This window comes from Shewanella glacialipiscicola, assembly GCF_023283485.1.
Taxonomy (GTDB): domain Bacteria; phylum Pseudomonadota; class Gammaproteobacteria; order Enterobacterales; family Shewanellaceae; genus Shewanella; species Shewanella glacialipiscicola.
The window spans coordinates 61,240-75,391 of the sequence record NZ_JAKILU010000011.1 but is presented as its reverse complement, the minus strand read 5'-3'; the positions used below and the strand labels follow the sequence as shown (position 1 = coordinate 75,391).

Sequence of the window (14,152 nt, the reverse complement as noted above, 5' to 3'; positions counted from 1 at the left end):
AGCATTAGATACTCATCTACCGCGTTAAATTAGTAAAGCTGTTTGCATATCATGGATGATGCATGGGGTTGTAATTGGCTTATGTAAACCTATGAACGGCTCATTATCAAGCGTAAAAAATAATTTAGGCTTGATAATGTTCGTTATTCTATTCGTCTTGTTAGGCTCATCTCTTATTCCCTCGTTTATATACTTATCCTGAGTGTGGGTTACTCATCTTGTAACTCCATGCTTTACTGTAAAGCACACCGATACAGCAATGTTTTGCGTTTTACAGGAGATAATCCAACAATATTTAAAAATATCTATACAAAAACTTGATCCTTGTACAAGTATGAGCCGTAATGAAAGTTATAGTTATACAAGGAGCTTACTTATGTACAAGTTTAACCCGCAGCGAATTCAGATAGGGATCAGTGCTTGCCTTTTAGGCGAGAAGGTTCGTTTTGATGGTGGACATAAAAATTCGACCTATTGTAATCAAGAAATTAAGCAATTTTTCGATTATGTTCCCGTCTGTCCTGAAATGGCGATTGGCCTCGGGGCGCCGCGTAAAAGCATTCGCTTAGTCCGTGATGGTGAAACCGTATTAGTGCAAAGCGGTGATGGCAGCTTAGATGTCACTGACAAACTCAACGAGTACAGTGAGAGTAAGGTGCAAGAACTGGACTTTCTAGGTGGATATTTGCTTTGCGCTAAGTCGCCTACCTGTGGGATGGAACGCGTTACAGTGTACAAAATTGGCACCAATAATGGTTCTAAATCTGGTATTGGTGTATTTGCCCGTAAGCTAATGGAACGTTATCCGCTATTGCCGGTGGAAGAAGAAGGGCGTTTACATGACCTAGTACTGAGGGAAAACTTTTTCACTCGGGTTTACGCCTACCACGATTGGCAGCTAATGAAGCATGAAGGTTTAACTAAGCATAAATTGGTTAAATTTCACTCCCGTTATAAATATCTGCTGATGGCACATAGCCCTACATGGTATCGCGATCTTGGGCCAATAGTGGCGCATATCGACGATCTGGAACAAAGCGCAACCCGTTATTTTGAAGGCTTTATGACTGCCTTAAAAATCAACGCAACCCGTAAAAATCACACCAGTACACTGCAACATATTCAGGGTTACTTTAAAAAGCATCTGAGTAAAGAGCAAAAAAATGAACTCTCTGAAGCCATAATGAAATATCACGAAGGTTTATTACCGTTATTAGTGCCGATTACACTTATTAACCATTATTTGCGCGAATTCCCAACGCCTTACATTGAAGAACAAGTGTATTTGCATCCCCATCCTGAGGCATTAAAGCTGCGTTATGCCTACTAGCCAAGCTTTGTTAGGCAGTCTTTTTTGCTTTGTTCTAGTGGGTGATATTGAAATATGAAACAGATGATAGCGTCCGCTACCGACATTGAATCTAACGGCGATGTATTATTACCCATAGGTGAAGTGTCGGCGCTAACCGGGGTTAACGCCGTAACCTTAAGGGCATGGCAGCGCCGTTTTGGCTTAGTGATCCCTGCTCGCACGCCCAAGGGCCACAGATTGTATACCAGCGATAATATTGAAGAAATTCATGAGATCAATGCATGGCTAGCTAAAGGCGTTGCGATCAGCAAGGTTAAACCTTTGCTGAATAGTTCAGCTAAATCATCAAATGAAATGCTTCAAAGCCAAGCTGTTGATAGCTGGGGCGAGCAAATCATTGCTTTGACAACAGCATTATTCGACTTCAATCAGCATAAGTTACAGCAGATTCTAGATGATGCCATTGGCCTGTATCCATTTGTACTTGTGAAAGAGAAGTTACTGCAACCATGGCTGAATCAGTTAGATGATTTAGTTGTCGAGCGACTCGACGCTGACTTAATTATTGCTTGGTTAAAGAGTGAGCTGCTAAGCCGTATCGGTGGTCGCGCAGCTTTTGCTGGGCAAACGGTGTCAGCGCGAATCGCTGTGATTAATTTAACCCATGGAGCACTGACACCGCCTAATTCTACACGCAGCAAAACACTTTTTTCACTGTTGTTATTATTAGAACTTGCGGCGCTGCGAGCCTCGGTTATCGACCTTGGCAACCAAACTATTGCTAGCGTGTCACTGTTGAGCAATAGGCTTAATCTTGATGCGCTTTTACTGCTGCCCGAACCGAATCACTCGGGGACTGAACAAGCAGAAATGCAGGCCGTGTTAGCGCAAATGACGTTTCCATGTCGGTTTGTTGGCCCCTTCGCACCGACTTTAACGTCCTTATCGGCTTTTTATACACCTTCAATTGCAGACTTAATTGGGCAAGTATCGGCTCGCTCGACGAGCAAGGCTCGCAAAAGTATCAAACACACAGAAAGAATCGCCGCAGTTAGTCACAGTGAACATCACAAGATTAGGAAAAATCATGACATCAACTAAACATCATTCAATGGCTTTGCAGCATCAAAATGCGTTGATGTGGTTTCGCCAAGATTTACGTCTTGCTGATAATCAGGCGTTAACCGTCGCTTGTGATTGGGCGAGGGAGAATGGCACAGTATTGAAAGCGATTTACATCGCTACGCCAACCCAGTGGCAACAGCATGATGTTGCGCCCATTCAGCTAGATTTTATTGAGAGACATATTAATTTGCTTGCCCAAGGGTTAGCGAGTTTAGGTGTTGCATTTGAGCTTATTCAGCTAGACACCTTTGCCGATGTGCCAGAGTTTATGCTCGATTATTGCCAGCAACACAGTGTCACTCGAGTGTTTGCGGGCAAAGAGCCTGAAATTAACGAGCAACTACGCGACCAAGCTTGTATTGAATCAGGCATACCCTTGGTATTAACTGACGAGCATTGTTTACTGGCTCCGGGTAGCGTACTTAATTTATCCGGTGGCATGTATAAGGTTTTCACGCCTTTTAGTCGTAAGTGGCGAGAAATCGCCGCCCGCAAAGCTATTTTGCCTCTTGCTGTTCCCGCGCCGCTTGGGCCAGTCATCAATCAGCCACCGCAGCTGACCTTTATCAATACGCTTAAACTATCAAGCGAACTATGGGCCGCGGGAGAAGGGCAGGCTAAGCGCTTACTATCAGAATTTATTCAACAGAAAGTTCAGGATTATAAGCAAGATAGGGATTTCCCTGCCATCGATGGTACCAGTTCAATATCACCTTATTTGGCGATTGGCGTGCTTAGTTCAAGGCAATGCGTGGCTGCGCTACTACAACGCTTCCCAGAGGTGATTGTTGATGATACTAGCCCAGCTCGAACTTGGTTAAATGAGCTTATTTGGCGTGAGTTTTATCGTCACTTGCTGGTGGCATTTTCTGATTTATCTAAGAATCATAATTTTAATCGTCAAGCAGATAAAGTGCAGTGGCGCAATAATCCCGATGAGTTCACGGCATGGTGTGAGGGGCAAACGGGCTACCCAATTGTGGACGCCGCGATGCGACAGCTTAATCAAACCGGTTGGATGCACAATCGCCTGCGTATGGTCGTTGCCAGCTTTTTAACGAAGCATTTGTTGATTGATTGGCGTTGGGGTGAGCGTTATTTTCGTCAAAAGCTGATTGACGGTGATTTAGCCGCTAACAATGGCGGTTGGCAATGGTCTGCAGGTTGTGGCTGTGATGCCCAGCCTTATTTCCGTATTTTTAATCCCATAAGCCAGAGCGAAAAGTTTGATCCAGATGGCAGCTTCATCCGTAAGTACTTACCAGAGCTCGCATCTTGGGGAATTAAGCAATTACATCAACCTAGTGCAGCCAAAACACCGTCTTTGTTTGAAGCGCCGTTATTTAATACTCAAACAGCTTATCCAAGTGCGATTGTTGACCACAGCACCGCAAGAGTCAGGGCGTTAACCGTGTTGGGCGTATTAAAAAAAGCCGCGATTACCTAGATTAGGATTGGAGCAATAACCAGATGATAAATAGTGCCGTGATTAAGCCTAATCCACTCGTGGATAATTTTATTGAACTGTATCAGGCGTTAAATAAAAATAATCTGCATCTGCTGGGGCAAGTGTATGGCGACGACATTATCTTCACTGATCCAATGCATCAAATCAGCGGTCTTGAGTCATTAACCCAGTACTTCGCTAAGTTATATGAGAACGTGCAACACATTCAATTTGAAATCAAAGAAGTGCAGCAGAGTGACGGCCAAGCTTCACTCTTTTGGCAAATGCAGTACCGCCATCCTAAATTAAATAAGGGTCAATTGATTCGTGTTGACGGTATGAGTCAGCTCAAATTTAACGACAAGATCTATTTCCATAGGGATTATTTTGACCTTGGACAAATGCTATATGAGCAGGTGCCTTTTGTTGGTGGGCTCATTCGGTTGCTTAAAACGAGGGCGGCAAAGTGATGAACGCCATTAACGCGATGACACTCAAAACGGTGCTTATTACAGGTGCGAGCTCGGGTATTGGGCTGCAACTGGCAAAGGATTATTTAGCACTGGGGTGGCATGTGATTGCCTGTGGCCGCTCCCTACAAAAACTCGAAGCGTTAGCACTTAAAGAGCTTGGAATTGTCACACTGCTAAACTTTGATATTACCCAGCGCAGCCAAGTGCAGCTGGCTGGCCAAGATTTAACAGAATTATTAACACAAACCGACCGTCAGCTTGATTTAGTTATTTTAAATGCCGGCAGTTGTGAATACATCGATGATGCTAAAGCCTTTGATGATGCGTTATTTGAGCGTGTTGTTCATACCAATTTAATTGCAATGGGATACTGCCTTGGGGCATTTTTACCATTAATGCCTAGGGGCTCGCGCATTGGATTGATGAGCTCTAGCGCTATTTATTTGCCCTTTCCACGTGCAGAAGCCTATGGCGCCTCAAAAGCTGGCGTGCAGTATTTAGCATCAAGTTTGGCGCTTGATCTTGTTAACAGTGATATAGGCGTGAGTTTAATTTGTCCTGGTTTTGTGGCGACGCCACTGACGGCTAAAAACGATTTTTCTATGCCGATGCAAGTGAGTGTACAAGCCGCATCAAAAGCCATCCGTAACGGACTAGAACATAATAAACGCGAGATCCACTTCCCGCGCCGCTTTACCTATTTATTAAAATTGATGTCGTTTTTGCCTGCCTTTGTGTGGCAAAAAATGATGGCAAACGACACCCAATCCAAGTCGCTTAAGGACAAGAACTGATGAAAAACATTGCTATCGTCGGCACCGGTATTTCTGGATTAACCTGCGGGCATTTACTCAGCGAATCGCATCAAGTGACCGTATTTGAGGCCAATGATTATATTGGTGGGCATACTGCAACCGTCGATATAGAGCATCAAGGCCAAACCTATGCCATAGATACAGGTTTTATCGTATTTAACGACAGAACTTATCCGCGGTTTGAGCGTTTATTAAAGCGTCTTAAAGTCACGACATTACCGACTGAGATGAGCTTTAGCGTACATAATGCGCTCACTGGGCTTGAGTATAATGGCAATAATTTAGGCAGTTTGTTTGCCCAAAAGCGTAATCTACTTAATCCGCGTTTTTGGGCTTTTTTAAGGGAAATTCTACGTTTTAACAAAAGCTGTAAAGCCCTATATCAACAAGATATTTATCCTGATGGCAACTTAGGTGATTACTTAGATAGTGAGAACTTTTCGTCCTTTTTTGCTGAGCATTATATTTTACCGATGGGCGCGGCGATTTGGTCTTCCAGTATCGAAGATATGCGCTCGTTTTCATTAAAGTTTTTTATCCGTTTTTTTGAGCATCACGGATTATTAAATATCAGTGACAGGCCGCAATGGTATGTACTACAGGGCGGTTCACGTAGTTATATTCCTGATTTAATTGCCCCCTTTAAAGACAATATCCGCCTCAATTCTCCAGTCACGGCTATAGAACGCCATGACAATGGCGTTAAATTACAGGTTAACGGGCAGTGGTTAGAATTTGATGAGGTGATCCTCGCCTGTCATAGCGACCAAGCGCTGCGGATGTTAAAGGATCCGACGGCCGCGGAACAGGCCATTTTGGGTGATTTAAGTTACCAAGATAATGATGTTGTATTGCACATGGATACTACCATTTTGCCAAAGCGCAAAGCCGCGTGGGCGAGTTGGAATTATCGTTTAGACGGCAATGCAAAACGTCCTGCTTCAGTGACTTATAACATGAATATTCTGCAGCAGTTACCAGCCAATGCGCCGACTTTTTGTGTCACTTTAAATCAGTCAGAATTGATTGATACGTCCAAAGTGCTGCGCCGTTTTAACTATGCTCATCCAGTATTTAACGAGGCCAGCCTTAAAGCCCAAAGCCGTCGTGAAGAGATTTCGGGGCAAAACCATACTCATTTTGCCGGCGCTTATTGGCACAACGGTTTCCATGAAGATGGCGTACGCAGTGCACTTGATGTGTGCGCACATTTTGGGGTCAGCCTATGACACTTCTTAATATGCCAGAGCACAATGTGGCAGAGCTTAATAGCGGTATTTATTATGGCACTGTGTCTCACAGCCGTTTTACGCCGATTAAACATAGTTTTGACTACGAAATGGCGCTGATGGCCATTGATTTAGATGAAGTCGATAAAATTAGCGCTATGGGACGAGTTTTTGCGAGCCAGCATCGCGCTTTACTGCGATTTAATCCTCAAGACTACTTAAGGTCTTTTACGAAGAAAACCAATCAAAGCAATGCCGTGGCTGTAGCGGATCCGAGCGTGGCAGCACTAAAGAGTCGAGTATTGGCGCAAGTGAGCGAGTTAGGTGGGGCTAAGCAATGTGACCGCGTACTGTTTGTTGGTCAGATACGTCATTTTGGTATTTATTTCAGCCCAGTTAACTTCTATTTTTGTTATCAAAATCAAACACCGTTATACATGCTCGCAGAAGTGAGCAATACCCCTTGGGATCAACGTCATTGTTATTTGGTGGATTTAACAACGCCAAAAGCCTCTGACAAGGTTTTTCACGTATCACCTTTTATGTCATTGGACATGCGTTATCTCTGGCACGTGTCAGCCCCAAGTGAGCGCTTGAATATTGGTATCGAAAACCAGTCGGCGCAAGAGGGCAGTAAAAAACTGTTTAACGCCAATTTAGTGATGAAACGCCAAGCTATCAACGCTAAGAATTTACGCACGCTTTTGTTTCGCTTCCCTTTTATGACGCTTAAGATCTTTTTCGGAATTTATTGGCAAGCGCTAAAACTCTTTTTCAAACGTGTGCCTTTTGTGCCGCATCCAGCTCAGGTGGAGAAATAACATGGAAAATACTGCTTCGCAAACCTCAATCACCACAGAGAAACTGCCCGACAGTATTGCGCGTAAGGTGTTACTTAAGGCGCTTGAAAGCTTGCCTCATGGCTGTTTGACTTTAGTTGAAGGCGATAAGAGTTATCGTTTTGGTGAGGCTCAAACTGATTTGCATGCCACCTTGGTGGTTAAGCATCCGAGTTTTTATCGCCAAGTGATGCTTGCCGGTTCTATTGGCGCGGGTGAGGGGTATATCCAAGGCCATTGGACCAGCCCAGATTTAACCAAAGTGGTGCAATTGTTTGCCCGTAATTTAGCTTTGCTTGATAGGATTGAGGCCAAATTCTCTTGGTTAACAGGCACAATAAACCGAGTTAAGCATGTACTTAATCGTAATTCACAAGAAGGTTCAAAGCGTAATATTCTTGCCCATTATGATTTAGGTAATGCTATGTATGAGCAATTTCTCGACCGAGAAATGCTGTACTCAAGTGCGCTGTATCCCCATGAAGAAGCCAGTTTACAAGAGGCGCAGCAGTTTAAGTTAATGACTATCTGTGAGCGACTCGATTTACAACCGGGCCAAACTTTATTGGAAATCGGTACCGGTTGGGGATCTTTGGCAATTTATGCGGCCAAACATTATGGCGTACATGTGACGACGACAACGATTTCTGATGCTCAATATGCCTACGCCAACGCGCGTGTCGAACAGGAAGGGTTAAGCGATAAAGTTACCCTGTTAACGGAGGATTATCGCAATCTTACGGGCGAATATGACAGAGTCGTTTCCATCGAAATGATTGAAGCAGTGGGACATGAATATTTACCCGGTTTCTTTAAAAAATTGGAGTCATTGTTAAAACCCCATGGGCGCATGTTGCTGCAAGCTATTACGATTGCTGACCAACGTTACGATAGTTATCGCAAAGGCGTTGATTTTATTCAACGTTATATCTTCCCTGGTGGCTGCTTACCTTCGATTAGCCAAATGGCGGGTCATATTGCCAAGCAAACGGATATGGTGGTTTGGTCGCTCAATGATATGGGGCTTGATTACGCTAAAACCTTAAAGCATTGGCATGAGAATTTTGACCATGCCCTAGATGAAATCCGCACATTAGGCTATGGCGAAGACTTTATCCGCATGTGGAAATTCTACTTAAGTTATTGTGAAGGTGGATTTTTAGAGCGTACGACTAGCACTGTACATTTGGTTGCAGTGCGTCCTGATTATCGTCTGCCCGTAGCACAATCACTGTAGTGGGAGGAGATCATCACATCAGGTTACTTAGGTATCAGTGAGGGAAAATGAAATCGATGTTAGCTAACTCTCGTCATCTTCCGAAACATCAGGGTTTTGTTCTCTATAATGCCCTGAGTTTTCAAGTCGTATGGTGGTCTAGTGTGCTTTGGCTTAATTTGTCGCTTTTGCTGACGATACCGCTGCTATTCGTGCATTTTATTTTATTGTCTTCATCGGGAAAGAGTCAATATCGCAAAATAGATTTGGGCTTGATGTTGAAGATTGCTGCTTTGGGAATAGGCATAGACACAGTGCTGTCAGTTTTAGGCGTGTTTGAGTTTGCGGTTTTTCCTTGGTGGCTTGGCTGTCTGTGGTTGCACTTTTCGTTGAGCTTGAATCATAGTTTAGCTTTCATACGGCCTTTACCACTAATATTTCAGGCGATCATCGGCGGCATATTTGGCTCGTTAAGTTATTTGGCTGGGGCAAAATTTGATGCGGTGATCTTACCCTATGGCACTGTGGTTTCGGCGTTAATTCTATTTGTTGTTTGGTCTATTTTACTGCCATTTGCGGTTCAATGTGCCAATCCCTATGGTTTCAATCGTCGCTCTAAAGCTCGCTCTTTTACGATATTTTGATATTAATCAAATGGGTTAGCGCCTGCTAAATGTGGGTAATACTTGGCAGTAAAGGAGAATTTCTATGGCAGTTATTTTTAATCGTTATTGCAACTTAAAGCTTAGTTTATCGTGTCTTAATTCAAGCACCTTAGGTTTGTTGTTGCTTAGTCTATTCACTGTGCCTTTAGCTGGACGAGAGGCGGATACTTTAGTGTCAACGACTGCCGCTGTTGAAAGTACAGAGGTTAGCGAGCCTACGCAGAAGTTCCTAGAAGTGGGCCGTGGAGAAATGGATTGGCTGTGGTTTAGTTTATATAAAGCCAAACTGATGACGCTAACGGGTCGTTATCAACAGGGACAATATCCTCTACTACTGGACATTGAATATTACCGAGATATTGCAGCTGAAGATCTGTTAGAAGCAACGCGGGATCAATGGCAACATTTACAGTTTTCTGCCGATGACATTGCGCGTTGGCAAGGTTTATTAGCTGCGACTTGGCCCGATGTGAAGCCGGGCGATCATTTAAGCTTTAAGGTTATTGATGAGCAAACCAGTCAGTTTTTCTTTAATCAACAACCATTAGGGGTTATGCACGATGCTAATTTCGCTGCAGCGTTTTTAGCCATCTGGTTATCTAAAGACACCAGCCGTCCGAGTTTGCGGGCGCAATTACTCGGAGAAAAATCATGCGACTGTTAAACATCTTGATAGGCAAAAATTTGATGGGTAGAAAGTTGTTTTTAGGTTGCTTAATGATAAGTTGGCTATCGAGTTGCTCCTCAGTGGAAGTCACTGATTATAAAGATACTACCCCGACATTGGTGTTGGAATCATTTTTTAACGGTCCTTTAAAAGCTTCTGGAGTCGTGCATGATTTTAGTGGCAAAGTGATCCGAAAATTTAATGTCACAATCGAAGCCAACTGGCAGGGGAGTGAAGGCGTTATTAATGAGTGGTTTGTCTACGATGATGGCGAAACTCAAACTCGAGTATGGAAGATTAAAGCCTTAGGTAATGGACAATACACAGGAACCGCTGGCGATATCTTAGGCACGGCATTGGGGCAATCGAGTGGGAGTGCATTACGTTGGAAATACGATATGTTGTTGCCTGTAGATGGCGATGAATATCAAGTGCATTTCGATGATTGGATGTTCTTAGTGAATGATAATACCATTATAAATCAGAGTGATATTATTAAGTTTGGTGTCACGGTCGCTCAGGTTACTTTAGTTATTCAAAAATAATATTAATTGATTTATGGCGTTAAGTTGATCGTCGACTCATCAATTCCACCATCATTTTGAAATACCTAACTGAAATTACAGTTAGGTATTTCAATCTACGTCGTTTGAGCATCCGCTGAGCTATCTTACTGTGCCGTAACTTCGTTTAGCCCTAGCACGTTTAAATTTCAGAGTGATACCGAGTCGTAATCACTTAAGTTTTATCCCACTAAGCATCTCGTGATATATAGGGTATTAACCCGCTTGACGATTGTTATCTATCGTTTTTTTATCATAATATTCAAACGGAAATAGATTGCGAATCCTTTGCTTCACATTGTCACTCACATTAGCTGAAATGTGTAAGCGTACATCGCCAGATTTTTCAGCTCTAATAGTGCATGTCAGTTTTTCTACTTTAGCAATTTGGCGACACTCTCGCTCGAACCGTTCGGGGATCTTGCCTTTATGTTGAGTCATACGGCCATCTTTAAAATATATTTCAAAAAGACTTAGCCCTTTTTTACCACCAAATATCAATTTGTAGACCAGAAATATTCCAATTGCGACAAAAATGAGTTTTAAAATATTGGCTGTCATAACGCCTCCTAGTCATGTTTATTAAGCCAAGATACCTTGTAGTGGCTTGTTTTAACAGTGCGCTAACACGCAATTTTGATTAGGTAATCAAATACACAATTAAACTTAAGGGTATAAGAGAGATAAACTGCTTGGGCGAATTTAGAATTTAGATAATAGATAGAATGTAACATTTGAGTCTGAACAGTTTGCGCCAACAGCTGAACTCGGGATTGCTGGATTATCGGGAGTCAGTCAGTTGCGATTCTTGATGAGTTGTTAGTCAAAATACAGATACAAAAAAGCCACTCTTTGAGTGGCTTGGTTGTTCATATGGTGCTGGCACTAAGAGTCGAACTCGGGACCTGCTGGATTATCGGGAGTCAGTCAGTTGCGATTCTTGATGAGTTGTTAGTCAAATTAAAGATACAAAAAAACCACTCATTGAGTGGCTTCGTTGTTTATATGGTGCCGGCACCAAGAGTCGAACTCGGGAGCTGCTGGATTATCGGGAGACAGTCAGTTGCGATTCTTGATGAGTTGCTAGTCAAATTAAAGATACAAAAAAACCACTCATTGAGTGGCTTCGTTGTTTATATGGTGCCGGCACCAAGAGTCGAACTCGGGACCTACTGATTACAAGTCAGTTGCTCTACCAACTGAGCTATGCCGGCTAAAACGTCGTAAAAAACTCTACTTAAACAATCACTTTAGAATCTATTACTTTAAATAGTGGTGCCCGAACCCGGAATCGAACCAGGGACACGAGGATTTTCAATCCTCTGCTCTACCGACTGAGCTATTCGGGCAACTAACTAAGCGTTAGTTAACTACTACAAACTAAGTCGTAAGGACCTTCTTTGTTCGAAGTGCGCGTATAATATAGTGCTCGCTTTAGCTGTGCAAGCCCTTTTTAAATGACTGATTAACTATTAAACAGAATTTGAATATTTATGTGAGACTTCCGCTTTACTGGTATTAAGTCGTCGAAATTTTCAGCATTTTAATCGTTATGGTGCTTCCTTTGGATTGATTAGATTAACCTCAGCCCCCGTTTATGTTGTGTTTCAAGAAGGGAAATTAACGCTAAGTCATTTAGCTTATGCGAAGAGGTGATACTGACCACGAAGATTAATTAGCGTTATAGCGTTTTTATCGACAGGCAGATTGTAATTATGTTTGTCAGTAACTAAGCCGAGACTGGCATCGGCTGTTCGAACAATCAAGAGTCGAGCTCGGGACCTGCTGGATTATTGGGAGACAGTCAGTTGCGATTCCTGATGAGTTGTTAGTCAAAATTCAGACACAAAAAAGCCACTCATTGAGTGGCTTCGTTGTTCAAGAGTCGAACTCGAGAGCTGCTGGATTATCGGGAGTCAGTCAGTTGCGATTCTTGATGAGTTGTTAGTCAAAATACAGATACAAAAAAGCCACTCATTGAGTGGCTTGGTTGTTTATATGGTGCCGGCACCAAGAGTCGAACTCGGGACCTACTGATTACAAGTCAGTTGCTCTACCAACTGAGCTATGCCGGCTAAAGCATCGTAAAAAACTCTACTTAAACAATCACTTTAGAATTTATTACTTTAAAAGTGGTGCCCGAACCCGGAATCGAACCAGGGACACGAGGATTTTCAATCCTCTGCTCTACCGACTGAGCTATTCGGGCAACTAACTAAGCGTTAGTTAACTACTTTGATCTCGTTGGCTGAGCCGTCTCGTTCGAAGTGCGGCTATATTAGCTAGTGAGTTTCACCTCTGCAAGTGCTTTTTCCCAATTAATAACTCGTTCGGCGGTTTAATGTGCATCTTGGCTGTTTTTTATCTTTTATTCTGCGAGTTTAGGTCAATATCATTCGTTGACTATACTTTTCAAGGCCAAGAGATACTGATGTTTACTATAGAGTTGTACTCATAAATCTCAGTTTTCGGCTTACTTTCTAAAATTTAGAAAGATATGAGCGATTTTTACTGATTTTAGTTTTTAAAATTAGACTTATGATAATGAATATTATTTCATGGATAGTATGAAGAAAACGCGAGTACGGAGTCGCAGTATGTTTCGAAATAATCAGTTTACTTATGGGATAACCGCAATTGTGACTCACTGGCTGAGTGCGATCGTCGTGATTGGGTTGTTTGCGGTCGGTGTGTGGATGGTGGAGTTAACCTACTACAGCGCGTGGTACAAGGCAGCGCCACATCTACATAAGAGTATTGGTATTTTACTTTTGTTGGTGACCTTATTCCGCTTGTTGTGGCGCTTAGTGAATCCTAAGCCCGTACCAGAGGCGAATCATCAGCTTTGGGAGAAAAAGGCGGCTCACATTGCGCATTTAGCTATTTATGTATTGCTGCTGGTGATTATGTTTGCTGGGATTCTTATTTCAACGGCAGAAGGGCGTGGAATTATGTTGTTTGACTGGTTTGAACTACCAGGATTTGGCCCTTTTTTTGAAAACCAAGCTGATATAGCAGGCGATATCCATCAATACGCAGCTTATAGCTTAATCGCACTAATCGTGATCCACGCAGCTGGTGCGTTAAAGCATCACTTTATCGATAAAGACGCAACTTTACTCAAAATGATTAAATTTAATCGAGGATAATACAATGAAAAAGCAACTGTTAAGCGCACTGATTGGTGCATCTCTATTGGCTCCGATGGCGGCTTTTGCGGCAGACTATGTCATTGACCGTGAAGGAGCACATGCCTCTATTACCTTCAAAGTGAGCCATTTAGGTTATAGCTATGTCGTTGGTCGCTTTAATGATTTTAGCGGTGACTTTAGCTATGACGCGGCTAAACCCACTGCGGCTAAAGTGAATGTGACAGTCAATACGCTCAGTGTGGATTCAAACCACGCCGAGCGTGACAAGCATATTCGTAGCGCTGATTTCCTTAACACGAGTCAATTTGCGCAAGCGACGTTTACCTCAACCACAGTTGAAGATAAAGGTAATGGCGATTTAGTGATTAACGGTAACTTAACCTTAAACGGTGTCACTAAACCATTAGCGATCAATGCCCATGAAGTGGGCGAAGGTCAAGATCCTTGGGGCGGCTACCGTGCTGGTTTTACCGGCACAACCACTTTTGCGATGAAAGATTTTGGCATCAAAATGGATTTAGGCCCAGCTTCTAGCCATGTTGAGTTAGATCTGGTCGTTGAAGGCGTGCGTAAGTAACGTTCAGTTATGCTTTACGAGATACATAAACAAAAAGCGCCGAAAGGCGCTTTTTTTGTAAGTTTTATTATT

The 14,152-nt window shown here is 42.8% G+C and carries 14 protein-coding genes and 4 tRNA genes; 13 read left to right on the top strand and 5 right to left on the bottom strand.

Annotated elements, in window-relative coordinates; genetic code table 11:
- Positions 1 to 376: 376 nt before the first annotated feature.
- The 11 genes from L2717_RS10435 to L2717_RS10385 all read left to right on the top strand — a co-directional run bounded on the left by L2717_RS10435 (position 377) and on the right by L2717_RS10385 (position 10,333).
- The gene (locus tag L2717_RS10435) at positions 377 to 1,330 is read left to right on the top strand and encodes a YbgA family protein (protein WP_220772642.1); all 954 of its coding nucleotides are present in this window, start codon (positions 377 to 379) and stop codon (positions 1,328 to 1,330) included.
- A gap of 54 nt (positions 1,331 to 1,384) precedes the next feature.
- Positions 1,385 to 2,413 carry a MerR family transcriptional regulator gene (locus L2717_RS10430; protein ID WP_220772643.1) on the top strand — a complete coding sequence of 343 codons (1,029 nt, stop codon included), beginning with the start codon at positions 1,385 to 1,387 and terminating at the stop codon, positions 2,411 to 2,413.
- Positions 2,400 to 3,884, top strand: coding sequence for a deoxyribodipyrimidine photo-lyase (gene phrB / locus L2717_RS10425; protein WP_220772644.1), 1,485 nt, complete (start codon positions 2,400 to 2,402; stop codon positions 3,882 to 3,884). Before L2717_RS10430 ends, phrB begins: the two co-directional genes overlap by 14 nt.
- A 23-nt stretch (positions 3,885 to 3,907) precedes the next feature.
- Complete coding sequence (locus L2717_RS10420; RefSeq protein ID WP_220772645.1) at positions 3,908 to 4,354, top strand: nuclear transport factor 2 family protein; 447 nt, start codon at positions 3,908 to 3,910, stop codon at positions 4,352 to 4,354.
- A complete protein-coding gene (locus L2717_RS10415) occupies positions 4,354 to 5,151 on the top strand; it encodes an SDR family NAD(P)-dependent oxidoreductase (RefSeq protein ID WP_220772646.1) in 798 nt (265 codons plus the stop codon). The genes L2717_RS10420 and L2717_RS10415 overlap by 1 nt, the downstream gene beginning before the upstream one ends.
- A complete protein-coding gene (locus L2717_RS10410; RefSeq protein WP_220772647.1) occupies positions 5,151 to 6,401 on the top strand; it encodes an NAD(P)/FAD-dependent oxidoreductase in 1,251 nt (416 codons plus the stop codon). Before L2717_RS10415 ends, L2717_RS10410 begins: the two co-directional genes overlap by 1 nt.
- A complete protein-coding gene (locus tag L2717_RS10405; RefSeq protein ID WP_220772648.1) occupies positions 6,398 to 7,222 on the top strand; it encodes a DUF1365 domain-containing protein in 825 nt (274 codons plus the stop codon). The genes L2717_RS10410 and L2717_RS10405 overlap by 4 nt, the downstream gene beginning before the upstream one ends.
- A gap of 1 nt (position 7,223) precedes the next feature.
- On the top strand, positions 7,224 to 8,477 hold the full coding sequence (locus tag L2717_RS10400) for an SAM-dependent methyltransferase (protein WP_220772649.1): 1,254 nt from the start codon (positions 7,224 to 7,226) through the stop codon (positions 8,475 to 8,477).
- Positions 8,478 to 8,524: 47 nt separating this feature from the next.
- Positions 8,525 to 9,100, top strand: a complete 576-nt coding sequence (locus tag L2717_RS10395; protein ID WP_220772650.1) for a DUF2878 domain-containing protein — start codon at positions 8,525 to 8,527, stop codon at positions 9,098 to 9,100.
- 64 nt (positions 9,101 to 9,164) lie between these two features.
- The gene (locus tag L2717_RS10390) at positions 9,165 to 9,785 is read left to right on the top strand and encodes a chalcone isomerase family protein (RefSeq protein WP_220772651.1); all 621 of its coding nucleotides are present in this window, start codon (positions 9,165 to 9,167) and stop codon (positions 9,783 to 9,785) included.
- Positions 9,773 to 10,333 carry a DUF3833 domain-containing protein gene (locus L2717_RS10385; protein WP_220772652.1) on the top strand — a complete coding sequence of 187 codons (561 nt, stop codon included), beginning with the start codon at positions 9,773 to 9,775 and terminating at the stop codon, positions 10,331 to 10,333. The genes L2717_RS10390 and L2717_RS10385 overlap by 13 nt, the downstream gene beginning before the upstream one ends.
- A 234-nt stretch (positions 10,334 to 10,567) precedes the next feature.
- Here the strand turns inward: L2717_RS10385 and L2717_RS10380 are convergent, their stop codons facing one another.
- From L2717_RS10380 to L2717_RS10360, 5 genes are all read right to left on the bottom strand, one after another.
- Complete coding sequence (locus L2717_RS10380; protein WP_220772653.1) at positions 10,568 to 10,912, bottom strand: DUF3634 family protein; 345 nt, start codon at positions 10,910 to 10,912, stop codon at positions 10,568 to 10,570.
- Between the two features lie 577 nt (positions 10,913 to 11,489).
- Positions 11,490 to 11,565: transfer RNA gene (locus L2717_RS10375), tRNA-Thr, on the bottom strand.
- 59 nt (positions 11,566 to 11,624) lie between these two features.
- Positions 11,625 to 11,700 (bottom strand) — tRNA-Phe (locus tag L2717_RS10370).
- A 650-nt stretch (positions 11,701 to 12,350) separates the two neighbouring features.
- Positions 12,351 to 12,426 (bottom strand) — tRNA-Thr (locus L2717_RS10365).
- A 58-nt stretch (positions 12,427 to 12,484) separates the two neighbouring features.
- Positions 12,485 to 12,560 (bottom strand) — tRNA-Phe (locus L2717_RS10360).
- Between the two features lie 388 nt (positions 12,561 to 12,948).
- Between L2717_RS10360 and L2717_RS10355 the strand changes: the two genes are divergently transcribed.
- Together L2717_RS10355 and L2717_RS10350 are read left to right on the top strand one after the other, a co-directional pair.
- Positions 12,949 to 13,500, top strand: coding sequence for a cytochrome b (locus L2717_RS10355; protein ID WP_220772654.1), 552 nt, complete (start codon positions 12,949 to 12,951; stop codon positions 13,498 to 13,500).
- A 4-nt stretch (positions 13,501 to 13,504) separates the two neighbouring features.
- Complete coding sequence (locus L2717_RS10350; RefSeq protein WP_220772655.1) at positions 13,505 to 14,080, top strand: YceI family protein; 576 nt, start codon at positions 13,505 to 13,507, stop codon at positions 14,078 to 14,080.
- Positions 14,081 to 14,152 lie beyond the last annotated feature (72 nt).

Bases quoted from the DNA above. Each gene is read 5' to 3' on its own strand.
- L2717_RS10350 (WP_220772655.1), top strand. From the start codon at position 13,505: ATGAAAAAGCAACTGTTAAGCGCACTGATTGGTGCATCTCTATTGGCT.
- L2717_RS10420 (WP_220772645.1), top strand. From the start codon at position 3,908: ATGATAAATAGTGCCGTGATTAAGCCTAATCCACTCGTGGATAATTTT.
- L2717_RS10410 (WP_220772647.1), top strand. From the start codon at position 5,151: ATGAAAAACATTGCTATCGTCGGCACCGGTATTTCTGGATTAACCTGC.
- L2717_RS10385 (WP_220772652.1), top strand. From the start codon at position 9,773: ATGCGACTGTTAAACATCTTGATAGGCAAAAATTTGATGGGTAGAAAG.
- L2717_RS10395 (WP_220772650.1), top strand. From the start codon at position 8,525: ATGAAATCGATGTTAGCTAACTCTCGTCATCTTCCGAAACATCAGGGT.
- L2717_RS10380 (WP_220772653.1), bottom strand. From the start codon at position 10,912: ATGACAGCCAATATTTTAAAACTCATTTTTGTCGCAATTGGAATATTT.
- L2717_RS10400 (WP_220772649.1), top strand. From the start codon at position 7,224: ATGGAAAATACTGCTTCGCAAACCTCAATCACCACAGAGAAACTGCCC.
- phrB (WP_220772644.1), top strand. From the start codon at position 2,400: ATGACATCAACTAAACATCATTCAATGGCTTTGCAGCATCAAAATGCG.
- L2717_RS10405 (WP_220772648.1), top strand. From the start codon at position 6,398: ATGACACTTCTTAATATGCCAGAGCACAATGTGGCAGAGCTTAATAGC.
- L2717_RS10430 (WP_220772643.1), top strand. From the start codon at position 1,385: ATGAAACAGATGATAGCGTCCGCTACCGACATTGAATCTAACGGCGAT.
- L2717_RS10355 (WP_220772654.1), top strand. From the start codon at position 12,949: ATGTTTCGAAATAATCAGTTTACTTATGGGATAACCGCAATTGTGACT.
- L2717_RS10415 (WP_220772646.1), top strand. From the start codon at position 4,354: ATGAACGCCATTAACGCGATGACACTCAAAACGGTGCTTATTACAGGT.
- L2717_RS10390 (WP_220772651.1), top strand. From the start codon at position 9,165: ATGGCAGTTATTTTTAATCGTTATTGCAACTTAAAGCTTAGTTTATCG.
- L2717_RS10435 (WP_220772642.1), top strand. From the start codon at position 377: ATGTACAAGTTTAACCCGCAGCGAATTCAGATAGGGATCAGTGCTTGC.